21 protein-coding genes are annotated in these 23,581 nt (G+C 44.7%); 9 read left to right on the top strand and 12 right to left on the bottom strand.

What is annotated here, in order from left to right:
• Positions 1-30 precede the first annotated feature (30 nt).
• Positions 31-2,301: a phosphoenolpyruvate--protein phosphotransferase gene (gene ptsP, locus NKI27_RS01200; protein ID WP_265047878.1), complete on the bottom strand. Its 2,271-nt coding sequence runs from the start codon at positions 2,299-2,301 to the stop codon at positions 31-33.
• A gap of 173 nt (positions 2,302-2,474) precedes the next feature.
• Complete coding sequence (locus tag NKI27_RS01195) at positions 2,475-3,791, bottom strand: sphingomyelin phosphodiesterase (RefSeq protein ID WP_265047877.1); 1,317 nt, start codon at positions 3,789-3,791, stop codon at positions 2,475-2,477.
• A 308-nt stretch (positions 3,792-4,099) separates the two neighbouring features.
• On the opposite strand from NKI27_RS01195, the gene NKI27_RS01190 reads away from it, so the two are divergent.
• On the top strand, positions 4,100-5,455 hold the full coding sequence (locus NKI27_RS01190) for an MATE family efflux transporter (protein WP_265047876.1): 1,356 nt from the start codon (positions 4,100-4,102) through the stop codon (positions 5,453-5,455).
• 16 nt (positions 5,456-5,471) lie between these two features.
• Here NKI27_RS01190 and NKI27_RS01185 read toward each other — a convergent pair whose 3' ends face one another.
• Positions 5,472-5,690, bottom strand: coding sequence for a DUF3185 family protein (locus NKI27_RS01185; RefSeq protein ID WP_265047875.1), 219 nt, complete (start codon positions 5,688-5,690; stop codon positions 5,472-5,474).
• 123 nt (positions 5,691-5,813) lie between these two features.
• Here NKI27_RS01185 and NKI27_RS01180 point away from each other — a divergent pair, with 123 nt between their 5' ends.
• Entirely contained in the window at positions 5,814-6,641 is an 828-nt protein-coding gene (locus NKI27_RS01180) for a mechanosensitive ion channel family protein (RefSeq protein WP_265047874.1), read from the top strand.
• 79 nt (positions 6,642-6,720) lie between these two features.
• Here NKI27_RS01180 and NKI27_RS01175 read toward each other — a convergent pair whose 3' ends face one another.
• From NKI27_RS01175 to NKI27_RS01160, 4 genes are all read right to left on the bottom strand, one after another.
• Positions 6,721-8,754 (bottom strand): NADPH-dependent 2,4-dienoyl-CoA reductase, encoded by a 2,034-nt coding sequence (locus NKI27_RS01175; protein WP_265047873.1) that lies wholly within the window; start codon positions 8,752-8,754, stop codon positions 6,721-6,723.
• A gap of 185 nt (positions 8,755-8,939) precedes the next feature.
• Entirely contained in the window at positions 8,940-9,176 is a 237-nt protein-coding gene (locus tag NKI27_RS01170; RefSeq protein WP_265047872.1) for a hypothetical protein, read from the bottom strand.
• Positions 9,177-9,324: 148 nt separating this feature from the next.
• Entirely contained in the window at positions 9,325-10,197 is an 873-nt protein-coding gene (locus tag NKI27_RS01165) for a hypothetical protein (protein WP_265047871.1), read from the bottom strand.
• A gap of 48 nt (positions 10,198-10,245) precedes the next feature.
• The gene (locus NKI27_RS01160) at positions 10,246-11,007 is read right to left on the bottom strand and encodes an SDR family NAD(P)-dependent oxidoreductase (protein ID WP_265047870.1); all 762 of its coding nucleotides are present in this window, start codon (positions 11,005-11,007) and stop codon (positions 10,246-10,248) included.
• 186 nt (positions 11,008-11,193) lie between these two features.
• Between NKI27_RS01160 and NKI27_RS01155 the strand changes: the two genes are divergently transcribed.
• Positions 11,194-12,924, top strand: a complete 1,731-nt coding sequence (locus NKI27_RS01155) for a vWA domain-containing protein (protein ID WP_265047869.1) — start codon at positions 11,194-11,196, stop codon at positions 12,922-12,924.
• A gap of 71 nt (positions 12,925-12,995) precedes the next feature.
• Here NKI27_RS01155 and NKI27_RS01150 read toward each other — a convergent pair whose 3' ends face one another.
• Positions 12,996-13,628, bottom strand: a complete 633-nt coding sequence (locus NKI27_RS01150; protein WP_265047868.1) for a hypothetical protein — start codon at positions 13,626-13,628, stop codon at positions 12,996-12,998.
• 347 nt (positions 13,629-13,975) lie between these two features.
• Here NKI27_RS01150 and NKI27_RS01145 point away from each other — a divergent pair, with 347 nt between their 5' ends.
• The gene (locus NKI27_RS01145; protein ID WP_265047867.1) at positions 13,976-14,677 is read left to right on the top strand and encodes a hypothetical protein; all 702 of its coding nucleotides are present in this window, start codon (positions 13,976-13,978) and stop codon (positions 14,675-14,677) included.
• 120 nt (positions 14,678-14,797) lie between these two features.
• On the top strand, positions 14,798-15,097 hold the full coding sequence (locus tag NKI27_RS01140) for a GyrI-like domain-containing protein (protein ID WP_265047866.1): 300 nt from the start codon (positions 14,798-14,800) through the stop codon (positions 15,095-15,097).
• 31 nt (positions 15,098-15,128) lie between these two features.
• On the opposite strand, the gene NKI27_RS01135 is transcribed toward NKI27_RS01140, so the two are convergent.
• Positions 15,129-15,728, bottom strand: coding sequence for a MarC family protein (locus tag NKI27_RS01135; RefSeq protein ID WP_265047865.1), 600 nt, complete (start codon positions 15,726-15,728; stop codon positions 15,129-15,131).
• Between the two features lie 212 nt (positions 15,729-15,940).
• Between NKI27_RS01135 and NKI27_RS01130 the strand changes: the two genes are divergently transcribed.
• From NKI27_RS01130 to NKI27_RS01115, 4 genes are read left to right on the top strand one after another with little or no spacing between them, the layout of a single operon-like run.
• Positions 15,941-16,588: a TetR/AcrR family transcriptional regulator gene (locus NKI27_RS01130; protein ID WP_265047864.1), complete on the top strand. Its 648-nt coding sequence runs from the start codon at positions 15,941-15,943 to the stop codon at positions 16,586-16,588.
• A 46-nt stretch (positions 16,589-16,634) separates the two neighbouring features.
• On the top strand, positions 16,635-17,054 hold the full coding sequence (locus NKI27_RS01125) for an efflux RND transporter periplasmic adaptor subunit (RefSeq protein ID WP_265047863.1): 420 nt from the start codon (positions 16,635-16,637) through the stop codon (positions 17,052-17,054).
• The gene (locus tag NKI27_RS01120; protein WP_265047862.1) at positions 17,035-18,012 is read left to right on the top strand and encodes an efflux RND transporter periplasmic adaptor subunit; all 978 of its coding nucleotides are present in this window, start codon (positions 17,035-17,037) and stop codon (positions 18,010-18,012) included. The genes NKI27_RS01125 and NKI27_RS01120 overlap by 20 nt, the downstream gene beginning before the upstream one ends.
• On the top strand, positions 18,009-21,119 hold the full coding sequence (locus NKI27_RS01115; protein WP_265047861.1) for an efflux RND transporter permease subunit: 3,111 nt from the start codon (positions 18,009-18,011) through the stop codon (positions 21,117-21,119). The genes NKI27_RS01120 and NKI27_RS01115 overlap by 4 nt, the downstream gene beginning before the upstream one ends.
• 126 nt (positions 21,120-21,245) lie before the next feature.
• On the opposite strand, the gene NKI27_RS01110 is transcribed toward NKI27_RS01115, so the two are convergent.
• The 3 genes from NKI27_RS01110 to yegD all read right to left on the bottom strand — a co-directional run bounded on the left by NKI27_RS01110 (position 21,246) and on the right by yegD (position 23,554).
• A complete protein-coding gene (locus NKI27_RS01110; RefSeq protein ID WP_265047860.1) occupies positions 21,246-21,395 on the bottom strand; it encodes a hypothetical protein in 150 nt (49 codons plus the stop codon).
• 207 nt (positions 21,396-21,602) lie between these two features.
• A complete protein-coding gene (locus tag NKI27_RS01105) occupies positions 21,603-22,064 on the bottom strand; it encodes an REP-associated tyrosine transposase (protein ID WP_265047859.1) in 462 nt (153 codons plus the stop codon).
• Between the two features lie 125 nt (positions 22,065-22,189).
• Positions 22,190-23,554: a molecular chaperone gene (gene yegD, locus NKI27_RS01100; RefSeq protein WP_265047858.1), complete on the bottom strand. Its 1,365-nt coding sequence runs from the start codon at positions 23,552-23,554 to the stop codon at positions 22,190-22,192.
• Between the last annotated feature and the right edge of the window lie 27 nt (positions 23,555-23,581).

The raw sequence follows: 23,581 nt of genomic DNA, 5'->3' as shown, positions 1-23,581 counted from the left end.
TTGCCATAAGGCGACGATTGCTGCATTTGATTAGTTACCGGCACGAATTAGGCCTGCCAATCCAGCTTGAATGAGCTCTGACTCAAGTATCTCTCGTATACTATCTTCGCTCTCTAGCGCCAACACTTTAATTAACAAAGCTTCCGCTCGTTTTCGACTAATGGTGCGTATCACCCACTTTATTTTTGGCAAGTTAAATGCGCTCATACTCAGCGTGTCGATGCCCATTCCTATCAGCAATAAAACAGAAGCAGGGTCTGCCGCCATTTCGCCACATAACGATACTTTTAGTCGATGCTGATGAGCTATTCGAACAATTCGGTAAATACTATAAATAACTGCAGGGTTTAAAAAGTTATATAACGAAGACACTTTTGGGTTATTTCGATCTACTGCTAACAGGTATTGCGTTAAGTCATTAGACCCTATAGAAATAAAATCAATCCGTTTTGCCAATTGCCCAATAATCATCATCGCAGAGGGCACTTCAATCATGACGCCTATAGAGGGCCGCTTAATCTCGTGCCCTTCTTCTCGTAATTGAACCAATGCTTCGTCTAACAATATTCGAAATGCATCGACTTCTTCAACTCGGCTGACCATTGGCAACATTATTTTCATATTGTTTAAGCCAGCAGAGGCTTTAAGCAGCGCCCGAATTTGAGTTAGAAAAATACTGCCGTTATCAAGCGTGAAGCGAATACCTCGCCACCCGAGGTAAGGGTTTTCTTCTGAGTAGCCAAAGTATGGCAGTGGCTTGTCGCCACCGATATCCAAAGTACGCATATACACCGACCGAGGAGCATAGGCTTGTAGCACTTCACGATAGATTTGTGTTTGCTCGTCTTCCGTTGGGAAAGTTTCATGCAGCATAAAGGGGATTTCTGACCGGTACAGCCCAACACCCTCAGCACCCCGTGCCAAACCAGGTGAGATATCAGCTAATAACCCCGTATTGGCGTATAGATTAATTCTGTGGTGATCGGTGGTTTCAGCGGGCAAGTCTTTCAGCTTATCGAGACCTCTGACCAGTTTCTTTTCCTGCTCTATTAGTCTGCGATACTCTAACTGCAAAGGCTCACTGGCGTTAAAAATCACCTGCGCCCTATACCCGTCCATGACCGCTAACTGTTGATCTATTTTATGACGAGGAATATCGCCAATCCCCATGACAGCAGTCACACCCAATGCGTTTGCCAACACCGCGGTATGGGAAAGTGATGACCCTTCCATACAGACAATGCCCGCAAGTTTGTCGGCAGGGAACTGCGCAATTTCAGTAATACTCAATAACTTGGAGACTAAGATAACCGGCTCTTCTGGCAACTCAACCACGTTATGCTGATCATTCATGCGGGCATAGACTCGATTACCTATGTGACGGATGTCTTCTGCTCTTGCCCGTAGATAAGCATCGTTCATGCGTTCAAACTCTTGCGCATGCCGCTCGATGGTGTGTTTTAACGCAGATGACGCTGTAAACCCTTCTCGAATTCGCTCTTCGGTCTGCTTTACGATCATATCGTTGTCGAGCATCATCAAATAGACACCAAACAGCGCATGCACGTCTTGAGGTACACTTGATGCTAGCTTATCTCCGCCAGACTGAACCTCTAATTTTACCTCTTCAAGCGCATCGCGAAAGCGATCAATTTCTACGTCTACATTTTCACAAAGCGTATCTTTAACCGTTGCCAAATCTTTATAAGGCGCCAAGAAATGAACTTTGCCTATCGATATACCCGCCGACCCTTTAATACCCTGTACTTTTATCTGATCATTAGAGTCTTCATTGGTTAAAGCCGCGAGTTTTTCTTGGCTTAAGACCGTTTTTAGTGGGCCGGCCAATTGCGCCGCGATGGTAATCAGAAACGCTTCTTCTTCTGATGAGAAACACCGAGTTTCAAGGCTTTGAATAACCAGCACACCGATAACTCTTCGGAAGCTGATAACGGGGACACCTAGAAAACCCGCAAAGTGCTCTTCGCCCGTTTCTGGAAAGTATCGATAATTTGGATGTGTAGAGCCATCATTTAGATTGAGCAGGCTTTGGCTTTTACAGATATTCCCGACTAGCCCTTCACCTGTACGCATTCTAACTTTACCTATAGCGTCACTGGACAAACCTTCGGTTGCCACCAAAACCCAATCATCTCGTTCTTCATCTGCTAAATAAATGCTGCAAACATTTGACCGAGTAGCCTCTTTAACACGCGTAACAATCAGGTGGAGCAACTCATCTGCAGATGAAAGTTCACCCGCTTCTTGAAAGATTTTCCTAAGCGCTTGCAATGGCTCCATGGAAGGCTCCTAACTTCGGGAATATATTGGTCTCGATACTAATACTAAAGGTAATCGGCATGAACTTAAAGAATAAGATCGTCGTTAAACGCAAGAATATAAAAGAAAAAAAGAAAAAACCGGCTACTAAGGCCGGTTTTTATAACTAGTCTTCAATGTATCAATACCATGAACTACTCAGCAGGGAAGACAAACTCACTTGCAACAGGAAAGTGGTCAGAAAGATCCCATCGAGTGAAGTGCTCTGGCGCAATACTGCGTGGCACTAACAGCTTATTATGAGAATATACTGGCGCCTGATGTGCATTTGAGTACAACACATAGTCTAGGTATTCCACATACTTGTCGGTGGCATACACATTAACAGGACCTGCATATGAGTGAAGGTATTCACCTAATGCCATAGGCTCTGTCGCGTCCATCAGGGTCAAGAAATCATAATGCTCTTGTGGGAAATTCACCTTATCAACATTAAAGTCACCGCCCATCAGCACAGGCTCGTTAGCCGGTATGTTTTTACTATCAATAAATGCCTTTAATTGCGCTAGCTGGTCAAAACGAACCGAAATATCATCTGCGGTGGCATAAGCATGAGTGTGCGTGCCAAATAAGTGATAGGTCTTGCCGCCTTTATCAATCTTCGCGTAGTTCATTCCTTTTGAGGCTAAACAGCCTTCTGCTCGACATGCATCATAAACCTGATCATCTTGCTCGATAATAGGGTGACGACTCGCGATAAATGATCCACCGGTCAGTAACTTGCCGACTTTAAAAGGAATCCGAGTTAAATAAGGATATTCCGCACTGATTTTTTTGCGGAAATGGGCCGTTAAGGCAGGGTCAAACACTTCTTGAAAAACAACCGCGTCGTAGCCTTGAGCAATATCTTCGGCAATAGTATCAAGACGTGCATGTGTGTTTTTGCTTTCTATACCCGGTAGCAAAGCCCAAGTATTGTAGGTGAGTACTTTAAAGTTATTACTTGCTACTTCAGGCGTCTCTTTTTTCCAGTCATTATTAATGACGTAGTAGATATCATCGCCAGAGGCTCGAGCAGGCTGCGACCTAAAGGCCAGTGTCGATTCTTTACCATCAAAACTCATCGGTATGCTATGAATGTCGCGATCATAGTACCAAGGGTCATCTTCAGCAGAGAGCCACATTTTACTGAAGGTCATCGTACCCACAAGGCGTTGAGTCAACTCAACTGAGCTAGTCGCACCCTGAACAGTGGTCGTGAAATTATAAGATTTGCCCCACTTGATACCTTTATCGCGGTTATATCTAAGAAATTTAACCGTTGCTAATGGTGGTACCGTCTCGGCTAATTGCTGCCACTCATTACCTTCACTGATATTGCTATAACCGGTTTGAACCGTGTCTAGCGATAATGTCTCCATCGTACTGTTCGTGATATAGACATAAGACTCAGCCCAACTGATCGACGCTATCAGCATGCTGAGGATAAAAATCGATATTCTATTTAACATGAATTTTCCCTTCTAGCTCAATTTATCGAACATTACATTCGAGTTATTATTATTTTGTGAAGCATTTATTTAGAAAGTAACGAGAAAAGCCCTCCTTCTTTCTAATACGAGCATGTTAAAGACTCTTCACAACCATAAGAGGGACTAAATGCGACACATTAAGCGACAAATTGAGTATTTGTGAACAAGTCGTCAGATGCTTTACCTTTGTTCTCAATCAAGCCAGATTAGGATAGACTCCGTGCTCTGTTTATTCACTGTCCTCATCGACTATTACATTCAGCTGCTCACCTTCAACGAAGGCCATCATGACCACTAATACCTGCCCCCCAGTCTCGTTAAGCCGCGCACTGTTTCAGATGACATGGCCTATGCTGTTTGGCGTTTTATCGTTAATGAGTTTTCAATTAGCCGATAGCATATTTATTGGTCAGTTAGGTGTCGACCCGCTAGCGGCAGTGGGTTTCACGGTGCCTATGTATCAGCTAATCATTGGTGTTCAAGTAGGACTGGGGATCGCCACCACCGCACTCATTTCAAAGGCCTTAGGACAAAAGCAAACAGACCACGCAAAACAACTCGGCGGGGTCGTGATTATTATTGGCGCCACCTCAATTGCACTACTCTGCTTATTGCTATGGTTTTTACGCGCCCCAATACTCAATATGCTAGGCGGTGAGCCCTCACTACTACCTACACTATCAATTTATTGGATGCCTTGGCTGGCAAGTGCTTGGGTCGGTGCGATGCTCTACTTTGGCTACAGCCTCTGCAGAGCGCATGGCAACACTATGCTACCGGGTATCACAATGGTATTTACTAGCCTGCTCAATATTGCACTCGACCCACTCTTCATCTTTGTATTCGACTGGGGGCTTGCAGGTGCACCTTACGCAACCATCACATCGTTTTCTCTTGGGTGTTTAATCATCTACCCAAAAATAATCTCTCGACAGTGGCTCGCGTTTAACATCACACCCGATTCAATGTTTTCTTCAACTAAGCAGTTAGGCGGTATTACTGGCCCTGCGATGCTCAGCCAGTTTATGCCTTCTCTTTCTTCAATGTTCGCGACATCACTGGTTGCGGTTTATGGTACTTCTGCCGTTGCTGCATGGGGCTTGGGCACTCGTTTAGAGTTTTTCTCAATTGTGATAGTGCTTGCACTAACGATGTCGATGCCGCCTATGGTGGGGCGCTATTGGGGGGCGGGAGACCTTGAAAGCATCCGTCAACTGGTGAAGCTTGCGGTAAAATTTGTTCTACTCTGGCAGCTCGCTATTGCGGTTATCTGGCTACTACTTTCCGACAGTATCAGCGGACTGATGACGACTGACCTTTCAGTCGCAGCCGTTTTAAAAAACTACCTTCTTAGCGTCCCTCTTAGCTACGGTGCACTCGGTATTTGCATGATTATGGTATCGGTCTGCAATGCAATGGGGCTACCTATGCGCGCGTTAGTCATATCTTGTCTACGACTATTTCTCTGCTACCTCCCACTATTGTGGCTTGGCAGCAAACTGGATGGGTTGGACGGGTTAATGAGCGGCGCAATGGTTGGCAATCTGGCAGCAGGCCTCATGGCATGGGTGGTTTATCAGAAAGGATTAAAGAAGGCCGTTAAAAGGCATCAGACCGTCGATGCCTCTATAACGTTAAGCTAGGGAGTCAAACTTAACGCTAATGCTTAAGAAACAAATACAATCCAACCACCGTACTCACCGCACCACCGATATAGGTGTACATCACCTTATCAGAATGAGAACCCGTTAACGCCGATGAAAGCTGATTAACAGGTGAATTCGACATATCGTACCCCCAAAATAATAAGCCAATACCGAACACTAACAATGTTAATGCAATAATTTTGGGGATGGGGGTATTTCCACTCAAAGCCATAATATTCTCGCCTAATAATCGGTTAAAATAAGCCTTAGAAAACTCGCCAACTAAAGTGAGCAGGCTAATCTATAGTTAAAACATCAGTAATGTATCAGAAAACGTTTATCAGAGAACAGTATTATGATTGATCAAGAAGTAACGCAGGTAATGAAACTCTACGACATACTGGTAGAGTTTTTCGTCAACTATAGTTTTCAGTTATTTGGTGCTGTGGTCATCTTTATTATTGGCCTATTTGTTGCTAAAAAGGCCGCTCAGTTTTTAGTTAACGTGTGCGCCAAACATAATGTAGACATCACGTTGACCAACTTTTTGTCTAATATTTTGCGTATTGTCATTATTATAATGGTGGCAATTATCTGTCTCGGAAAATTAGGCGTCAGTGTCACGCCCTTTGTAGCAGCAATAGGCGCGGCCTCACTCGGTGCGGGTTTGGCGTTTCAAGGGCTGTTATCAAACTATGCTGCCGGGCTGACGATTATCCTCACCCGCCCATTCGTCATCGGCAACACTATTACCGTTCAAGGCATTACAGGTGTGGTTAAAGATATTGCGCTTGGCGCCACTTTCCTCACTAACGAAGAAGAAGAACTTATCACCATCCCTAATAAGTTTATCGTCGGTGAAATCTTACATAATTCACAAGAAAATACATTAATTGAAACGGGGATTGGCGTGTCTTATGACACTGATTTAGACATCGCCATCAATAAAATCCGTGAAGCCTTAGCCACCATACCCGCAGTGGCTGAACGCACACCACAAATTGGTGTCGATGAATTTGCCGATAGTTCGATCAATATCGGGATTCGTTTTTGGGCTCCGACAACACAACATTATCATACTCGCTACGAAGCAAACCTCGCGATTTACCAATCATTACAGCGAGCCAACATTGCGATTCCGTTCCCGCAGCGAGAAGTACGGATGTTAGGACGTGCAGAGTAGCGTTTAAACTCAGGTGTCAAAAAAACGCTGCATTCATGCAGCGTTTTTTGTTTTTCTATTAAACTTAATAAAAACGTAATTACAATTCAGCGGCCAATTCTGACCCTTGGCGAATAGCACGTTTAGCATCTAGCTCGGCAGCCACATCAGCACCACCAATTAAATGCACACTAACACCCGCGGTTTGTAGCGCCTCATGTAATTCACGGCAAGGGGTCTGTCCAGCACAAGTAATCACGTTATCCACTTCTAACACGCCCGCCTGACCATTAACCGTGATATGCAGCCCTTTATCGTCAACCTTGTCGTACGTCACGCCTGCAATCATTTCAACATCTTTATCAACTAACGTAGCACGATGAACCCAACCCGATGTTTTGCCTAATCCTGCGCCCACTTTAGTTTCTTTACGCTGACACAAGTAAATCTGTCTAGCGGGAGGCGTTGTCTGTTTACCTTTCTTGGCTAACCCACCTGGCTGCTTGAGGGTTTTATCAATACCCCACTCTTTCTTCCAAAGTGAGATATCAAGGCTCGGTGATTCACCTTCGTTATGAACCAAATATTCACTGATATCAAAACCGATACCACCCGCACCAATCACCGCTACTTTTTTGCCTACAGGTTTGTTATGACGAAGCACATCAATATACGACAGAACTTTTTCATGATCAGCCCCAGGGAAGGTTAATTCACGCGCAGATACACCTGTTGCCAATATCACTTCATGGAAGTTACCGTCTATCAGATCTTGCGCTTCTACACGGGTATTAAGCTTCAGACGAACACCATTTAGCTCAATTTGTTTACTGTAATAACGAAGTGTCTCATAAAACTCTTCTTTACCCGGCACACGTTTAGCCATGTTGAACTGCCCGCCAATTTCATCAGCTTGATCAAACAACGTCACCAAGTGGCCTCTTTTAGCCGCGGTTGTTGCTGCTGCCAACCCTGCAGGACCTGCACCTACAACCGCAATGTTTTTAGGCTTTAGAGTACGCATATAAACAAGTTCAGTTTCAAAACAGGCTCTTGGATTAACCAAACAGCTCGCACGCTGAGCCTTAAATACATGATCAAGACAAGCTTGGTTACAGGCGATACAGGTATTTATTTCATCACTTTTGTTAGCTTCTGCTTTGACCATAAACTCAGGGTCAGCCAAGAACGGTCTAGCCATTGAGATCAGGTCAGCATCACCATTCGCCAGTACTTCTTCTGCCTTTTCAGGGGTGTTAATACGGTTACTGGTTACAACAGGAATGTTAACTTCTTTTCTGAATTTTTTAGTCACCCAAGTGAAGGCTGCTCGCGGCACAGACGTCACGATCGTGGGCACTCGAGCTTCATGCCAGCCAATACCGGTATTGATAATGCTCGCACCCGCTGCTTCAATCGCCTTACCTAACTGAACTACTTCTTCCCAGGTATGCCCTTCTTCCACCAAGTCGATCATTGATAGGCGGTAGATAATGATAAAGTCGTCACCGGCTTCTTCTCGCACTTTCTTAACGATCTCAACCGGCAAGCGCATACGATTTTCAAAGCTTCCGCCCCATTCGTCAGTTCGTTTATTGGTGCGCGTACAAAGAAATTGGTTAATGAAATACCCTTCCGACCCCATAATTTCAACGCCGTCATAACCGGCTTTTTTGGCCAATTTGGCACAACGTCCGTATGCGTCTATTTGGCTTTTCACCCCTTTAGAGCTCAATGCTCTTGGCTTGAACGGGCTAATCGGAGACTTAATCGCACTCGCAGAAACCGCAAGGGGCTGATACCCATAGCGTCCAGCGTGTAGAATCTGCATGGCGATTTTACCACCTTCCTTATGAACAGCACGGGTTACTTTACGATGCCAAGGCAAAACCAACGAATGCGTTAAGCTAGATGACAGTGGCGCTAACGCACCTTCAAGATTAGGTGCAAAACCACCCGTTACTATAAGGCCAACACCGCCTTTAGCGCGTTCTGCAAAATAGGCTGCTAGCTTATCGTAGTTCCAAAGACGATCCTCTAACCCAGTATGCATCGACCCCATAATGACGCGGTTTTTTAGCTGGGTAAAACCCAGGTCAAGTGGTTCAAAAAGGTTTGGATATGGGTGGCTCACTGAGTCTCTCCTAAAATTATAATTAATGGCCTATTTAATACGCAATCATCGCTCAGAACGCAAGTGCCGTATTGTTCAACCAACCGTCAAGAGAGTCAATATAAGTCATACCCTCAAAACTGCGTTGACGTAAAACAAATTCATGCAGACATAAATAACCTGCAAGCAAAGCAGGTTAGCATGCGCTAATCTAGTCGCTCCATATCATCGTCACTGATTTTTTGCTTTTTAAGCTTTTCAGCTTCTTCTTTTTCATCAACTGTTTTATGGTAAGCCCGCTCTTCCATTTCAGCAGGCGCAGAAGACTTAACACTATCGACGTCTGCCGCAGGGCTGCTCGTCTCATTTGAAGAACAACCTGCCAACAACAATGAAAACACAAACGAAAATAAAAGCAGCAAAGCCTTAAAATTTTCAAACATAATAAATCCTCAATCAAAACACACAGGTATCATCACCTGTAGGCGCGCCTACTTTGGCGCGATAAAACTCAGTATTCAACCGCAAACACAGCCGTATGAGTCAGACGCCAATCGAGGCTGAGAGCAGCCCCTTACAAAAGATTAGTGCTTAAGTTTTGAGCACTTTGCAGGCCCATTCAAACTCTTTGCTTTCACTAATGGCCGGATACCCTAGCGGGCTATAGCCCAAGTCTTCAAAATAGGCGCTGGACGTCACCAGCAAACCAAAAAATCGTTCGCACTGTTCGCGCGACTTCAACAATGACCCAAAGCGTAAGCCATTTCGGGCCACCACCCACAAATAAGGCTCTTGCACTAACACTCTCTCACTTTGAGTCAAATAGTCAGAATGTGCTAGATAATTTAACACTTTAAGGTCACTTTCACGCTGCTCAGGGTCAATGGCATTCAGATAACAGGCCAGAATATTTTGCCGGACTTTATACAGTATAAACTCACTCACTTTATCGCCACTATCTTGCTGATTATGCTGCTCTATCAATGCGATAGCCTGCTGATAATAGTGAATAGCTTGTTGCTGACACGCCAGTAGCGCAGCTTTCTTCCCCACTTGTCTGTACTCACCCACGCAATCAAAGTAAGTATTGGCCAGTAGCCAACATAGACGTGAAGACCTTAATAATGGTTTATGTTCCCTTTCTACTTCAGTACTCAAAAACACCCTCAGATCAGCAATATCAGAGGCTTTAGTTACGTGTTTTTGGCAACCAATGAGGTTGTTATAAATACGCATCAATGCTTCTGCATCAGCAGGGAATGGTGATGGAAAGCACTGTTTATGCAAGGTTTCAATTAACTGCTGAGTATGACTGGCAGAGCGCTTATGCGGCTGTCGATAATGAGACTTCAATGTCTTTTCATCAACGCCCCCCGCATAAACTTGCTCAAGTTCTAATAGAAAACGATCCCACGTCCAGCCTTGTGCTTTAAGTCGGTGGATTTTACAAAATAGATTAGGCATTTTAGAAAAATCCTTTACCGTCAATCCGCTGCAAAGAAGCCTATAGCCCTATTTAGGTTGCAACCTAACCGCACTATCCAACCGCACCGTTTCGCCATTCATAATGGGGTTTTCAACCATATGTTTGACCAACTTACCAAACTCTTCCGGGTGACCTAGTCGAGATGGAAATGGCAGCCCAGCCGCTAATGCATCCTGCACTTCTTGAGACATCGCTTCCATCATCGGTGTTTTAAATAACCCAGGAGCGATAGTGTTTACTCTTATGCCGAATCGCGCTAATTCTCGTGCTGCAGGCAACGTCATAGCAACCACGCCACCCTTTGAAGCAGAATAAGCGGCTTGACCAATCTGACCTTCAAACGCGGCAATCGACGCGGTGTTAATAATAATGCCGCGCTCGCCATCGGCATTAGGGGTACGATGCTGCATCTGGTCAGCGGCTAGTCGCAAAATATTAAACGTGCCCACGAGGTTAACGTTGATCGTTTTACTAAAAAGGCCTAAATCCATCGGGCCATCTCTGCCTAATATACGTCCGGCAGTACCAATACCCGCGCAGCTTACAGCGATACCACAAGGACCATGAGCCGCAAGCGATTGCGCTAAGGCCTGCTCGGCACTTTCTGCATTAGAAACATCACACTTGATAGCAATACCGCCTAGTTCTGCAGCTAGCTGTTCGGCTTTTTCAATCTGCAAATCTAGCAACGTGATTTTTGCACCTGCTGCGGCTAACACTCTTGCAGCCCCCTCACCTAAACCTGACGCGCCACCCGATATAATTGCAGGTACACCTTGTAGATCCATGATTAAATCCTATTTATATTTTATTAGTTGTAGTCTGAACGGCGATTATAAAAACCTATATAGCTAACATACTTTATATCTTTCCGGAAGACCAATTTTAGCCCATTTTTACCTTCTAACGACTGATCTCAATCCATTAACCTTTCATCACACACTCAGACAAAACGATTGATGAAGGGTATCAACATGACCACATTAAAAAGCACACATCCGGTATTTAGTCACAAAAAGCCAAGCAAAAACCTTCTGTTAATGGCGCTTTCCGCTGCTGCGTTGACGTCTGCTTGCAGTACTAATGAAACCCAATATAACCCAGCACCACCAGCCGAAAAGGTCTCTCAAACTAAAGACATAGAATCCCGTCTGCATAAGGCAAACAATCAGAAAACCACTGAAGCAAAGCGAATCGCTCACCCATTATTTTCTGATTCAGAATCCCCAGTGCACGCGACCACTTCAAATATCAGAACAGCACCCACTTCACCGGTTAACAATGAGCGTTATAGCAATATCGAACAAAATAGCGTGATGTCTGTCAGTGAATCGCCTGTCAGTACCTTTAGCATCGATGTTGATACCGCGAGCTACGCTAATACGCGCAGGTTTATTAATAACGGACAACGTCCCCCTATTCATGCCGTGCGTACCGAAGAGCTGATCAATTATTTTGATTATCAATACGCCACCCCCTCAAACAAAGAGCAGCCATTCTCCGTACATTATGAGTTGGGGCCAAGCCCGTGGAATAGTGATAGAACACTGCTGCATGTTGGCATACAAGGGTATAAAGACCTATCAGCCGAACGCCCCTCTGCCAACTTAGTGTTTTTAGTGGATGTATCTGGCTCAATGAACAGTCAAAATAAACTTCCACTCGTAAAAAAGTCACTCCGCCTACTAGCTAAGCAACTCAATCATAACGACCGAATATCACTCGTCGCCTACGCAGGGGCTGCCCAAGTAGTGCTGGAGCCCACGGCAGGCGATAAAACGGTTGAAATATTACAAGCCATCGATCAACTGCAAGCGGGCGGTTCAACCCATGGAAGCGCAGGCATTGAACTGGCCTATCAACTGGGTCAACAAGCGCACATAGATAAAGGCATTAACCGGGTGATGCTAGCCACCGATGGCGACTTTAATGTTGGGCTCAGGTCAATTGACGAACTTAAGCAATATATCGAGGGTAAACGCAAAACCGGTTTACAGCTTTCTGTTCTGGGTTACGGTACAGGCAATTACAATGATGCGTTAATGGAAGAGCTGTCAAACAGAGGCAACGGCAATGCCGCTTATATTGATAACCTTAAAGAAGCCCAGAAGGTATTGGTTGATGAAATAGGCTCGACACTACAAACCATTGCCAGTGACGTTAAGCTGCAAATGGAATTTAATCCGCAATGGGTTCAGGAGTACCGCCTTATTGGCTACGAAAATCGCTTACTAAACCGAGAAGATTTCAATAACGATAAAGTCGACGCAGGTGATATTGGCACCGGACATAGCCTGACAGCCATCTATGAGCTCACCTTAACGGGAGCAGAAAAGCCTTGGAGCGACGCATTGCACTTCGCAACCTCACCAAAAGAAAAAGCAGAAAGCGCCCACTCAAACGAGCTTGGCTTACTCAGAATACGTTATAAATTACCTGAGCAGAGCACCAGCAAACTACTCAAATTTCCGGTCAACAAAGACCGGATTAAAACCAGTAAAGGCAGCACCAGCGACGCTTATCGTTTTGCCTCATCTGTAGCAGGTTTTTCAGAACTCTTGCGAAACAGTCAATACCTAAACGCATACACATTTAACGACGTTATTGATCAAGCTGAGAAAGCAAAAGGGAGTGATCGGTATGGTTATCGAAGTGAATTTATCCAGCTAGCTAGATTACTGGTTGGTGAATCTGTCGAACGATAACGTCGTTAAATAGAATTTAACTCTACAACGCTAAGCTAGTGAGTTAACTCTCTAGCTTAGCGTGAAAATAGCTAGCTCACATTTCGTGCTTGCTCCCACGCCAGTTTAGTCAATCCGTATTTATGCAACTGCTGATCTACTTTAGAGACGACCTGATCTTGTGTTTCACAAATATACTTTCTGACTAACCCTCCGTCCGCCAAAACCTCTACCGACCAACGAGTGTTTTTTTCATCGAATTTGCCATGAGCAATCTCAATCGTCATATGCTTTTGCTGGGGGCTTGCACACCCAACATCAATTCTGCTGAACACATGCGTTTCATAAAAACCTTTACGCAATATATGTTCCTCGCAGTTAATATGCTCACTATTAAAGCCTTTAGTTTGCTTTAGCTCAGGATATCGTTTAAACAGATAAACCAGTACCCAACCTAACTGTTCAATATAAGGGACCTGCTCACTCTTAAAGTCACTCACCACTATCGAGCTCGGCAACCGAGGTTTAACAATGTTGATATTGGCTTTTAAGATCACTCTATTGGCGTTTAATGAAACGACATCAGCTAAATATTGACGCTTCGTGCTTTTACGTGACTTTTTAATGAATTTTTCATGACTCGTAAGTAAGCTAACGTTTTCATTTTCTAGGTCATTACGAACGAGTTGATGATGCTGTGTTTTTATTTGTATGTCACTCATCATGAGTACCTCCATAGCGGTTAACGTCCTGATAGTTCTGATCAGCGAAACAATTCACACCATCATAATTATCTTTTTTGCCGCCCCTCTCAATGATGAGAAACCACCATACTTGTAAGTAGAACCCGAATAATTAAAAGCTTTATTCGTATTTATTTTTATATTTTGGAACCAAATTCAAATACGGCACATTAGTACCGATAGTATAATAACGTCCATAGAATTTTCGCTGTATTGAACACTATTGGCCAAAGCGACACCACGGATGCCCAAATCGGTCAATGAATAAAAAGGTGTACAGCGGAATACTGCACGCTATTAAACCTGTCGAATGCTAAATGGAGTCAACAATGACTGAAGTCACTGCGTTATGGGGTTTCCCTATTGATGAGCAACTACATATAGACGCTCATAATACCGTCCAAAAGATACAAAACGACTGCGGTAAAGGCACAAAACAACTCAACGAAGAAGCGGCTAAAATTATTGTAAAGCTCGCACATCATGGCCTCGAAAATTACTACCGCCGCCCTACTGAGATTGTGCCAATTCACCCGACGATGAAAAAAGTAGCCGACACCGGCATTAAAGCGGTAATGGGTGCTATTCAATTAGTCATCAAGCAATTTTTCAAAAAAAGAAATGATGAAGAGCTTAAACTTTTAAGCCTTTATATGGAGCAAATGCTTTGGACTCCTTCCGATAAAGACCAACCACACCTAGTGTTTGGGGTACATGATGAATTGCACCAAAAAGCAATAGTCCTCATTGCCCAAGTAAGAAATGAAAAAAACACCAACGCTTATATAGATGACGTCATTGATGCGATGTGTGAGCTTGTCGATCTAAGCCTTTACAACTACTACCACCAACCTATTAATAAAGTAGAAATGGGTAGTATGAGTAAAAAAACAGCAGATATGGGTATAAACCAAGCTGAAAAAGGAATCAGAAAGCTAATCGATAAGCTTTTAAGGGAAGTAAGTCATAGACAATTAGTCGAACTTTCTTACCACCTTGAAAGCATGATTCATCAAAAAGCGGCTGAATGAAGACCCTATGATCATCCCCATTGAATGTTAGGATACATGCATTAACAAGGCGATAAAATCGCCGAGAAAACCGCCTTTACCATCGCAACTAAAACAAGAACCGTATTAAACGGTCCTTTTATGTATATTTTTGAAAATGTTCAATCATTTGACCCTCAAACACTGACAGCCCAAATAGGCTGGCCGGTAGAAAAAGCCATAGACGGCGTCGATAGCTATCAATACAAAGAGGTTAAAGCCTTTAAAAGCGTTAACTTTACGCATGAAGGCCCCCACTCAGAACTTCCTCTGATATGGCAAAACTTGGCGGCTCAAGCGGTTGCAGAAGGACATACCATTACTGGCGAAGGAAGAACATTCATCAGACTCTCTCGCGCAAATGGCGATGTAGTAGCCGAGCTTCAATTGGGCATTCAATAATCGAGTAAACGGCGCGCTCTAATAGGTGAACTTAACCGCCAGGGAAAAAACCTTGCACGCCGGTAAAAATGATCTGCGCGGCAATAGCCGATACGAATAGCCCAGTAATTTTCTGCATCACTGAAATAGATTGCTCGCTGATAAATTTTTGCAGCCAACTAGACGACAATAACATAACACCGATCGTCACGGTCGCCCCCACCAACGAAACCAAGAACTCCAGCAACTGCAAAGCACTGCGGGGTTCTGCCCCCATCACCATCAAGACACCAATAACCCCAGGGCCTACGGTGATCGGGATAGCCAATGGCACAACGGCGATATCATTTTCATGCTCATTTGAACTAATCTTGCGAGTCCCGTTAACCAGAGATACCGCACTCAAAAAAAGCAGTGATCCCGCACCAATTCTGAACGCATCCAGCGTAATACCAAACAACTCAAAGATATATTTCCCAAAGAAAAACATCGATAAACAGCTAATTAACACCGTAATGGTTACTTTTAAGGACGTCTGCCTTTTCTCCAATTCATTCATATGACTGGTCATAGTGATAAAAGAAGAAAGCACAAAAAACGGTGTCATGATGAAAAGTAATTTTAGATAGTTATTAATAAGCGCGGTTAACAATGAATACTCCAAAAACTGAAATGCCTGACCAAATTAGATAGAAAGCAGTTTTGAGCATAGTCTATTATCGCACCCAGTAAAAGCAGCCTATATTCAACACTCAGTTGATCCTTCTCACGATCTTTACAATCCATTGCTTGCCATCTGCCAAACTTCGATTATGATATAGTTTATCAAGTGATTAATTAAATACTATTCGGGTCAGACTAACGATGACAAAAGAGAATAAACGCGGCCGCCCTTCTGACCCTGCGATTCAGCAACAGCGCAAAGAGCAGTTAATGGATACCGCTTACCAACTGCTCAACCAAAAAAGTTATCGCGCGATTACCATTCGCGAGATTGCCGAACAAGCAGGTATGAAGTCTGCGATGATCAGTTATTACTTCACCAATAAAGAAGGGCTTTTTACCGCCTTAATTGAGCGTTATGCTGCGACTAATTCAACTCAATTTGAAGCCATATTAAAAAGCCCTGAGCCTATCAAAGCATTTATCAAAAAGGCCGTGATCCATTTTTCTGAGAACCCGGCTTTATCCCGCCTCATTGCTGACGAGGTGTTAACCCAACAGAGTGACCTTGGGGATAAGTTCTTAACCATAATCCCCAAAAAAATCGCGACCTTCTTACCGATGCTGATTAGGGCCGAACAAAAAGCAGGCCGTATACACGCAGATCTTAACCCTAAGTGGGCGGCATTTTCGTTAATGAGCATGATTGTGATGCCGTTTATAGCGGCACCTGCAAGAGAAAAGGCATGGGGTATCAGTCTGCAAGACATCACCAGTGACGCTTGGACAGATCAGCTTTATCACCTTTATATGTCTGGCTGCAAGACACCGCACCCTGCAACCCATTAACACCCAAATTTAAAAGTTGAATTTAACGAAAAACAGGACACAAATCATGGCTGCCACACTACTAAGCCGTCGCTATATGTTTATCATCATTGTTGCATTAGGCGTTCTGGCCGCCGTTATTATCGTTAAATCCCGTCCTTCGATGCAGCATCAGCCCGAGGCTCGCATGATCACGCAGGTCACCACTATTGATGTGAGCCAGCATGTAGTCCGACCCTCAATTACGGGCTTCGGTGAAGTTAAACCCGACATACTGTTGGACGCAAAAGCAGAAGTAGCTGGAAAAATTGTTTATGTAAACCCACAGTTAAGAACGGGTAACATTCTAGCAAAAGACACTGTCGTCATTAAGATTGAAGATCACGATTACCTTCTTGCCCTCAAACAGGCTGAGGCGGATTTAGCCGTTAGCAAAGCCAACTTAAAAGAGATGAAACTTAAAAGAGATGAAACTCAACTTAAATGACACCCAAGTTAATCTAGAGTTGGCAAAAGAAAAGCTAGGCATTGCCACAAAAGACCTCCGTCGTAACGAACAGCTACTTAAAAACGGGTCAATATCACCAACCGCTATTGGGGCACAACAAACCATTGTGTTGCAGTTGAAACAAGAAGTTCAAAGCCTAACTAACCGACTTGAAACACTTCCGTCTCAGTTAGACGTTCAAGAAGCCAGAATCATTATCTCTCAGGCAACCGTTGAAACTCAGCGACGTAACCTTGAACGCGCCGTTATTAAGCTCCCCTTTAATGCACGCATTACCGGCCTTTCGGTAGAAGAAAACCAATTCGTCGGCCAAGGGGCATTGTTGTTTTCAGCACAGACTATTAACAAGGTATTAATTAACGCCCAATTCCAATTGGAGCAATTCCGAATTCTGGCGAGAGGATTTAAAGATAGCACGCTGCTGGAAGAGGCATTTGAGAGTGGTGATTCACAAGCATTATTTTCTCGCTTAGGTTTATCTGCAAAGGTCAGAATCGCTGGTGATAATTTCATCACTTGGGATGCCAAAGTAGAACGCGTCAGCGGAAACCTCGACCCAGCCTCTCGAACACTTGGCGTTATTGTCAGCGTAGACGAGCCCTACAAAAACATTCGACCTGGTATAAAGCCACCACTCATGCAAGGCATGTATACGGAAGTGATTCTTTTTGGTAACCCTAAACAATATTTTGTCGCGCCCAGAGATGCCTTACATGAGAAACAGGTATTTCTTGTCGATCAAAACAACCAGCTAAAACGAATCGACATAAAATCCGAAGCGCAAGGCGACATGCTGTTGATTGAAAACGGCTTAAATGTAGGCGACAAAATTATTACCTCCGACTTATTCCCCGCTGTTACGGGCATGAAACTCCAACCAACGCCTGATGACGCAAAGCAGCGGCAGATTGTTGATTGGCTGGAGGCTCAGCAATGATCCATTTTTTCGCTGCACACCCTACTGCATCAAGACTCATCATGGGTTTATTTCTGCTTGCGGGAGTGCTAACACTGCCTGAGATAAAGCGAGAAACCTTTCCGCAGATCAACTCCTATGAAGTACAAGTCGCCGTGCCCTACCCTGGTGCCTCGCCCATCGATGTCGAGCAAGCTATTTGCAGGCCTTTAGAGGACGCTCTAGATGGCATCAGCTTTACCGAAGAGAAGCGTTGTGAAGCTAGAAACTCTATCGGTTATATGACGATTAAAATGTTAGACGAAGGGGATTTTAGGGAGTTTAATGAGGATATAAAAAGCGCGGTCGATGGCATTGATAGCTTTCCTGATAAAGCAGAAACGCCTGTCATCACTGAGCTCGGTAGAACTCAGAGTGTCATCACTGTAGCGGTTGTAGCTGACATCCCTCGTCCCGAGTTAAAAAATCTGGCCGAAGATATGAAACAGCGTATGCTACGCGACACGATTGTCCCACTGGTCGACATACAGGGCTTTTCTACCCGCCAGTTTAAAATACAAGTCTCACAACATAATCTACGACAGTACGGCCTAAGCCTGCAAGATATCGCACTCTTGGTTAGCAAGCAGAACATTGACCTCCCCGCTGGCGACATCACCACTCAAGACAGAAATTACCAAATACGTTTTAGCGATGAAAAGCGCTCCATAGACGAGCTTAAACAGTTGGTCATTATTGGGGGCGGTCAACGTAATGAAGTCCGACTGGCAGATATTGCCACCATTACCGACGGTTTTGATAACGAAGAAGACAAAGTCACCTTCAACGGAAAACCCGCCGCCTTTTTAAAAATTAACAAAAACACCCGCGATGACAGCCTGACAATATTAGACGCCACCGAGCAGTTTATAGCAGAACAGAAACAGCGCTTGCCAGAACAGGTCGAACTTTACCTCACGCAAGATCAAACCAGTATCATCAATGATCGTATCGAAATGCTCTCCACCAATGCCTGGCAAGGGCTTATCTTGGTGTTTGTCGTCATGTGGCTGTTTTTTGGTACTCGCTATGCCTTTTGGGTGGTTATGGGCTTACCTATTTCATTTTTGGCAGGGGCGTTTTTACTTGGCAACATTGGCGTTAGCATTAATATGTTCTCGATGGTGGCATTGCTCTTGGCATTAGGCATTTTAATGGATGATGCCATTGTCATTAGTGAAAGCATTGGTAGTCAAATGAAGCGGGGTAAAAAACCGATCGACGCCGCTGTAGATGGCACTAAATTAGTTGCCAAGGGGGTGATTTCATCCTTCTTGACCACACTATGCATCTTCTCAGGCCTACTCTTCCTTAAAGGAAACATAGGCCAGATATTGGTGATTATCCCCACGGTACTAATCGCAGTTATCTCTGTATCTTTGATCGAAGCTTTTTTTATTCTACCCCACCATTTACAAAAATCATTAACTCAACAAAACAAAGCTGACAAAGCGAAGGGCTGGGAAAGCCGTTTCAGAGAGCGCTTTGACACAAAGTTTGATGAAGCCCGGGCAATGATCGACCGCTGGGTTGCTGAACTGATCAATGTGCGTTATGCGTTTATGGGAACGGTCGTCGCGGTATTTATCATATCCGTAAGCATACTCGCCTCAGACGTTATTAAATTCTCCCCCTTCCCCAATGTCGAAGGCGACCTTATTCAAGCAAGAATTTTGATGCCAACAGGCACTTCATTGAACCGCACCGAAGAAGTGGTGAAGCACTACACTGAAAGCCTGCAGCTTAGTAATGAGCGCTTTACTCAAAAAGGTAACCCTGCCGTTGAAGCGGTCACCGTTGAATTTAACACCCATGCAGACGCGTTTGAAGCGGGCCCTCACTTAGCCACTATTAGTGTTGATATGCGCACCGCAGAAGAGAGAGACTTTACGCTAAACGCGTTTATGGATGACTGGCGAGACACAGCGGGGGTTGTTCCTGACGTATGGAGCGTTGCATTTAAAGACCCTAGCATTGGGCCTGGCGGGCGCGCTATTCATATTCGCTTACAGGGTGAAAACCTTGACGAGTTATCTCAAGCCTCCCATGAGTTACAGCACTGGCTAGCAGGCTATCCAGGTGTGAACAACTTAATCGACGACTTACGCCCGGGCAAACCCGAATTTACACTCCACCTAAAAGCCGGTGCATTTTCATTGGGTATTGACGCTCAGACAGTGGCCTCACAGCTACGTGCCGCCTACCATGGCGCCAAAGTGATTGATTCAACGGTAGGGCTTGAAACCTACGAAGTCAGCGTCATGCTCGATGAAGCTTCGAAAGATGAACTGGCTGACTTTGATTCATTCCCCATCATTCATCCCAAATCAGGCGCTATTATTCCCCTTGCCCATGTAGCGGATATATCCCCTACCCGAAGTTACTCTCGTATTAACCGGGTCGATAACCAACGCACCGTCACCATTTATGGCGACATAGACAGCGACAAAAACAACACTGCTGAGGTTCTTGCCGACCTCAAAAAAGGTAAAGTAGCCGAACTTCAGGCGCAATTCCCAAATACTAAAATCAACTTTGAGGGTGAAGTAAAAGAAGCGGCAGAAACTCAAGGCTCTATGAGGATAGCCTTTATTTTAGGCTTAGCGGGGGTCTTTATTTTACTGAGTTTCCAGTTCAGATCTTATGCTGAACCACTGGTAGTGATGCTAAACATTCCGTTAGCCTTTATTGGCGTAGTGTTTGGTCATTGGCTAATGGGCATTGATATCACCATGCCCTCCCTGCTGGGGTTTGTCTCACTATCAGGCATCGTGGTTAACGATTCAATTCTACTGGTGGAGTTTGTGAAACGCCATGTATCAGAAGGTATGTCGGTTCATGAAGCCGCCGCACGCGCCAGCCATGACCGGTTTAGGGCGGTACTATTGACCTCGCTGACCACCATGGCAGGTATGGCGCCATTGTTGTTCGAAACCAGCCTGCAGGCGCAGATACTGATCCCGCTAGCAACCAGTATTTTCTTTGGTATTGCCAGCTCTACGCTGTTAGTGCTTTTCGTGGTGCCTTGTTTTTATAGCATTTTAGAAGACTTTGGGGTGGCGAAAGCGTCTCGAAAAATCCAGCCATAAAGAGTGAGGGCTTACTCCTACAAAAACTACATTCCCTGTAGGAGCTGCACTTTGCTGCGATTATTTTCAGAACCCACAGCACGAATATCACCTTCATTCGTGGCTTAGAGCCACTCCTACAAAAAACTACACACCCTGTAGGCGCTGCACTTTGCTGCGATTCTTTTCAAAATCCACCGCACGAATATCACCCTTCATTCGTGGCTTAGAGCCACTCCTACAAAACCACACACCCTGTAGGCGCTGCACTTTGCTGCGATTATTTTCAGAACCCACAGCACGAATATCACCTTCATTCGTGGCTTAGAGCCACTCCTACAAAAAACCACACTCCCTGTAGGAGCTGCACTTTGCTGCGATTATTTTCAAAACCCACAGCACGAATATCACCCTTCATTCGTGGCTTAGAGCCACTCCTACAAAACCACACACCCTGTAGGAGCTGCACTTTGCTGCGATGTTTACACCTGCATTAAGATATATCTATACCCACACGGCATTCCAAAGAGGATATTGCCCTATATGATCAACTAATCCAGCCCTTAACGGATTGGCCACAACATACCGAGCAACCGCTCGTATATCCTCTTCTTTTCTAATTCCTCTATCATGATAGGCGGCATCCCACACCGAACCTTTACGACAGAGTGATCGATTAACCGCACGGCTACTGCCAGATTTTAAACGATTAATAACTGCACCCAGGTCATAACGGTCTCCCAATTGAATTAACCAGTGTGCATGATCGGGCATTAGCACCCAACACATTAAGGTCGCATCTGCTAATAGACTTTTATTTTCAAAGCTTCTAGCGGCCACAGACCCTACCTGAAAATTAAATAGAGGCTCTCTATTGAGGGTGGAGGCTGTTACCAAGTAGATGGAATGATGAAGCGATACGCGGCCTTTGCGTAATGATTTATGGCCTAATTGTGGATTATTCATGACACCTCCTTATGTCTTTTTAGCGCCACAGTGGCGTTTCAACTCATACCTATTCGTGGCTTAAAGCCACTCCTACAAAAACCCCACACACCCCGTAGGAGCTGCACTTTGCTGCGACTCTTTCGCTAACCAAACAACTTCTCAGCCCACTTAGTTAACCCCGCCGTAACACTGCCAAAGTGGTCTCCATCCATGATAGGAATCTCACCTAATTGCTGCTGAATCGCGTCTCGGATCACGGGCGACTTTGCAGTTCCGCCCGTGACATAAACCAAATCAGGGGAACATTGGGCTTGTGTTACGGCTTCTTTCATTAGTGCAGATATTCTATTAAGGGGGCCTTGAATCGCTTCAGCAAACAAGGCTCTTGTGACAGGCTGAGTTAATCCTTGTTCTATGAACCCTAGTGCTTTGCTAATTTCAAGTGAATCAGACAGTTCAATTTTGCTTTGCTCTCCGCAACGTACTAACTGGTGATTGGTCTTATGCTGCTGCAAATCCAGTAAGCGTTTTACTAATGCAGGGTTACTCGCATCTCGGCAGAGTTGCGCTAGCAATTCAACATTAGCTCGACTACTAAACTCCATTTGAGCGTTAACATCATTAGTGCGGACCGCATTCCAATAAGGTTCGCTTGGCATGACTAAACCGCTCTTTAAGCTACTACCTAGCCCTAACAACGGCATAAACGCCTTATAGCTCAGATGAATATCCAGATCATTACCACCAACGCGTTGCCCGCTATGCCCCAAAAAATCATCTTCACGATTAGCTTTAATACGATGTGATGGCCCCATACGCACCACGGAACAATCGGTGGTGCCGCCGCCAATATCGACCACTAAAACAACCTGATCTTGCTGCATATTGGTTTCGAAATCGATGCCTGCGGCTAAAGGCTCGTATAAGAATTCCACCTGCTGATAACCCGCCCGCTGAGCAGCCGTTGTTAATATCTCAATGGCTTGTTGATTGCTCTTTTCTCCACCACTGCCCTGAAAGTTAACGGGGCGACCAATGACAGTTTGAGTAATAGACTTCTGAAGAGATGTTTCGGCCTGACGCTTGATAGACTGCATCATGGCGGTCACAATATCCTCAAAAAAGGCTATTTGCTCTTGTCGTAAACCACTCACACCTAAAAATGACTTCGGCGATTTTACAAAATAGCCTTCTTCGGGGAAGTTAATATAGTTGTCAATCGCCTCTTCACCGACAAACAAGATATTGTCTTGTTCGCCAATGTTGAGGTTTCGACGTATTTGAGAGGCTCGCTGAATCGCCGCCGCGCGCTGCTGAACATACGCCTCGCGACACGCGTCTGATTCTATATTGTGAGCTACCGACTCACAAATCAAACCGCGGTCTGCAGCATAAAGGGTTGAAGGAGCAAAACGCTGCTCACCCCATAGAGGCAGCAGTTTAACCGCACCCTGGTCCATCACACCCACTGCACAATTTGAACTACCGTAATCAAAACCCGCAAACATGACTCTGCCACACCACCTGAAAGAAAA

The sequence above is a fragment of the Alkalimarinus alittae genome, from assembly GCF_026016465.1.
In the GTDB taxonomy this organism is placed as follows: Bacteria; Pseudomonadota; Gammaproteobacteria; order Pseudomonadales; family Oleiphilaceae; genus Alkalimarinus; species Alkalimarinus alittae.
This window is presented reverse-complemented; position numbering and strand designations above follow the sequence as displayed.